Source organism: Geminicoccus flavidas (genome assembly GCF_009806515.1).
In the GTDB taxonomy this organism is placed as follows: domain Bacteria; phylum Pseudomonadota; class Alphaproteobacteria; order Geminicoccales; family Geminicoccaceae; genus Geminicoccus; species Geminicoccus flavidus.
The window spans coordinates 1-3613 of sequence record NZ_WUJP01001021.1; the positions used below are offsets into that span (position 1 = coordinate 1).

A 3613-nucleotide genomic window follows, 5' to 3' on the forward strand; every position below is an offset into this window, starting at 1 on the left:
ATGGACCGGATCGTCGTGCTCGACCACGGGCGCATCGTGGAAGAAGGCAAGCCGGACGAACTGGTGGAACTGGACGGCCTATTTGCCCGCCTGTGGAAACGCCAGACCGGCGGCTTTATTCCTGAGGAGATCAACTGATAGCGCCGCTGCGAAGCGGGGGCAGATGAGGCTGGCGGTGGCGGACTTGCGGTCCCGCAGGCTGCCTGCAAAGCAAAGCCGCCCCGGGGCGGCTGCTCGGCTGGACGAGGCGCTGGCCAGCGGCCTGCTCAGGTCCTCGAAGCGCTCGGCCACGAGGAGGACGACCAGGATGACCTCGCCTTGCTCATAGCCTTGCCGGTCATCTCCGTGTTCTGCGTCCTCCCGTGTACCTGTGCAGCGACATGACGAAGGAATGCCTCACTGACTGCCCTCTTTGGAGGTGCTGCTCTCAAGTCAGCACGTCCAGGCCGAGATCCAGGATCGGGGCGCTGTGGGTCAACCATCCGACCGAGATCAGGTCTACGCCGCTGGCGGCGATCGCGTGCACGGTGGCAGGGCTCACCCGGCCTGATGCCTCGGTGATCGCGCGGCCGGCAACCATGCGGACGGCCTCGGCCAGGACGGACGGCGCCATGTTGTCGAGCAGCACGGCATCCACGCCAACCCGCATGGCCTCCTCGAGCTGACCGATGGTGTCGACCTCCACCTCGATCTTGACGAGATGGCCGGCCATCTGCTTCGCCCGCTCGATCGCGACGGCAACCCCGCCAGCGATCGCGATGTGGTTGTCCTTGATCAGGATCGCGTCATCCAGGCCAAAGCGATGGTTCAGGCCGCCGCCGGCGCGGATCGCCTGCTTCTCCAAAGCCCGCAGACCGGGCGTGGTCTTACGTGTACAGGTGATCCGCGCCTTGTGCGGCCGCACCGCCGCAACCATGGCCGCCGTGGCGGTCGCGATCCCAGATAGGCGCGAAGCGAGGTTCAACGCGGTCCGCTCGGCAGTGAGGATTGCTCGGGCCGAGCCGTCCAGCAGCAGCACGGGCTGTCCGGCCTCGACCGGATCTCCATCGCTGCGCAGGGTTTCGATGTGGATGGCAGGCTCGATCAAACGGAAGGTCGCCTTGGCAACCTCGATCCCAGCGAGCCGGCCTTGCTGACGGGCAGCCAGATGGCAGCGCATCCGGGCCTCCGCGGGCACCACGGACATGGTGGTGATATCGCCAGCCCGGCCGAGATCCTCGAGGAGTGCCGCGCGGATGACTGGCTCGACCAGGAGGGTGGGCAAAGGGTCGATCATGATACTCTCCGGACGAGCGAGGGTTAGGCGGCAGCCGGCAGCAGCCGGTTGTCCGGCTCAGGAAAGTCACGGCGGTAATGGCTGCCGACGCTCGTGCGCCGGCCCAACGCCGCGGTTGTGATCATCCGACAGACGAACGTGCGGTCGGACTGATCGCCAGACTGGTCCAGCCACGTGATCACGTCCTTGAGGCCAGTCTCATCGCGAACCACACCCACCTTCGCCGTCATCAGTCGGCGCAGCTCAGTCACCAGCTCGTGCGACGGCGGAGCTGCTGGCAGTTGTGCGGGAGCAGAGCTCGGCCTGCCGGACCGTTCTAGGTGCCCGGTAATGTCCAGGGCTGCCCAGCGCCCGAAGACCAGCCCTTCCAGCAGAGAGTTGCTGGCCAGCCGGTTGGCGCCATGCAGCCCACTCGCGGCCACCTCGCCGACTGCCCAAAGGCCCGGCACGGAAGAGCGGCCACAATGGTCCACTGCAATTCCTCCCATGTGGTAGTGGGCGGCCGGCAGCACCGGGATCGGCTGGCAGAGAGGATCGAGCCCGGCTTCGCGACAGGCGGCGAAGGCTGCGGGGAAGCGACTGGCCAAGGCCGGACCCGGCGATGTCCGGAGGTCGAGGAAGACCCGGCGCCCGGCCTCGATCTCCGCGCCAATGGCACGCGCCACCACGTCACGTGGTGCCAATTCCGCACCCGGCACGTCCTGCATGAAGCGTCGGCCGTGCTCGTCAATGAGCACCGCACCCTCGCCGCGAATGGCCTCCGAGGCGAGCGGCATCGGGTCCGGCCCGGTCGCCAGCGCGGTCGGGTGGAACTGCACGAATTCGAGGTCACGCATGACCGCGCCGAGCCGTGCCGCCATCGCAAGGCCCGTGCCGGTCGCTGTCAGGGGATTGGTGGTGGCGGCGAACAGACCGCCGACACCGCCGGTTGCCAACACCACTGCCCGGCCGAGAATCTCCTCCGACCCGACCCGCACTCCACAGACCCGGCCGTGGCGGTCCTGCAGGAGCCCGGTCACCTGCGCATGGGCACGCCGCTCGATGGCTGCCTCCCGCGCCGCAGCGGCGGCGAGTGTCGCCAGCACCACGCGGCCGGTGCCGTCGCCCTCGGCGTGGACGATCCGCCGCCGGCAGTGGGCGGCCTCCAGGCCGAGCGCCAAGCGGCCACGCGCATCACGGTCGAAGGGTACGCCCCAGCCGATCAGGTCGTCGATCGCCGCCGGTGCCGCCGCCGTCACCCGGTGCGCCACCAGAGGATCGGCCAGTCCAGCGCCGGCGGCGACCGTGTCCGCCGCGTGCTGGTTCGGCGCGTCGTCGGCACCGAGCGCCGCGGCGATGCCGCCCTTTGCGAGCGCGGTCGCGGTCCCCTCCGGCGCGGCCGCGGCGGTCAGCAGCAGGACGGGCATCGGCGCCAGATACAGGGCGGTCGCAAGGCCGGCGATGCCGCCACCCACCACGACTACCCGGTCAGGATGGGTCATGGCCTCAGTGCACCTCCAGCATGCGCTCGATTGCGTGCCGCGCCCGTGCCGCCACGACCGGATCGACCATGATCTGGTGGCGCATGGTCTCCAGGGCCCGGCGGATCTTCGGCAGAGTGATCCGCTTCATGTGCGGGCAGAGATTGCAGGGCCGCACGAACTCCACTTCGGGAAAGGCCACGGCGACATTGTCGCTCATCGAACATTCGGTGATCAGTGCCACTTTCTTCGGCCGGCGTGTCCGCACGAAGCTCACCATATCGGCGGTCGAGCCGGCGAAGTCGGCGGCCTCGACCACGTCGCGCGGGCATTCCGGGTGCGCCACCACGGTGACGCCTTCATGGCCGAAGCGGATCCGCTCGATATCGCGCTTCGTGAAGCGCTCGTGAACCTCACAGGCGCCTTCCCAGAGGATCATCTCGACTCCGGTCTCGGCAGCGACATTCCGAGCCAGATGGGCGTCGGGGATGAAGATGACGCTCGGTACGCCCAGGCTCTCGACCACCCGCCGGGCATTGCCCGAGGTGCAGCAGATGTCGGATTCGGCCTTCACCGCGGCGGAGGTGTTCACATAGGTCACCACCGGCACGCCCGGATGCTTCGCTTTCAGCACGCGCACGTCCGCCGCGGTGATCGACTCGGCGAGCGAGCAGCCGGCTTCCTGATCTGGGATCAGCACGGTGCGTTCCGGATTAAGGAGTTTCGCGGTCTCGGCCATGAAATGGACGCCGGCCAGAACGATGATATCGGCATCGACCGCGCGTGCCTCGCGGGCCAGCGCCAGACTGTCGCCGGTGATGTCGGCAACCCCGTGGAAGATCTCCGGGGTCTGATAGTTGTGCGCCAGCACGACCGC

General features: G+C 68.3%; 3 protein-coding genes. All 3 read right to left on the minus strand.

The annotated features are described in order from the left end of the window. Nucleotides 1-427: 427 nt before the first annotated feature. The gene (gene nadC / locus EQG76_RS29215; protein WP_159718744.1) at nt 428-1276 is read right to left on the minus strand and encodes a carboxylating nicotinate-nucleotide diphosphorylase; all 849 of its coding nucleotides are present in this window, start codon (nt 1274-1276) and stop codon (nt 428-430) included. A 23-nt stretch (nt 1277-1299) separates the two neighbouring features. Beyond that, entirely contained in the window at nt 1300-2757 is a 1458-nt protein-coding gene (locus tag EQG76_RS29220; RefSeq protein ID WP_159718745.1) for an L-aspartate oxidase, read from the minus strand. A gap of 4 nt (nt 2758-2761) precedes the next feature. After that, nucleotides 2762-3613 (minus strand): quinolinate synthase NadA (gene nadA / locus EQG76_RS29225; RefSeq protein WP_159718746.1); only part of this gene is annotated, 852 nt, incomplete at its 5' end.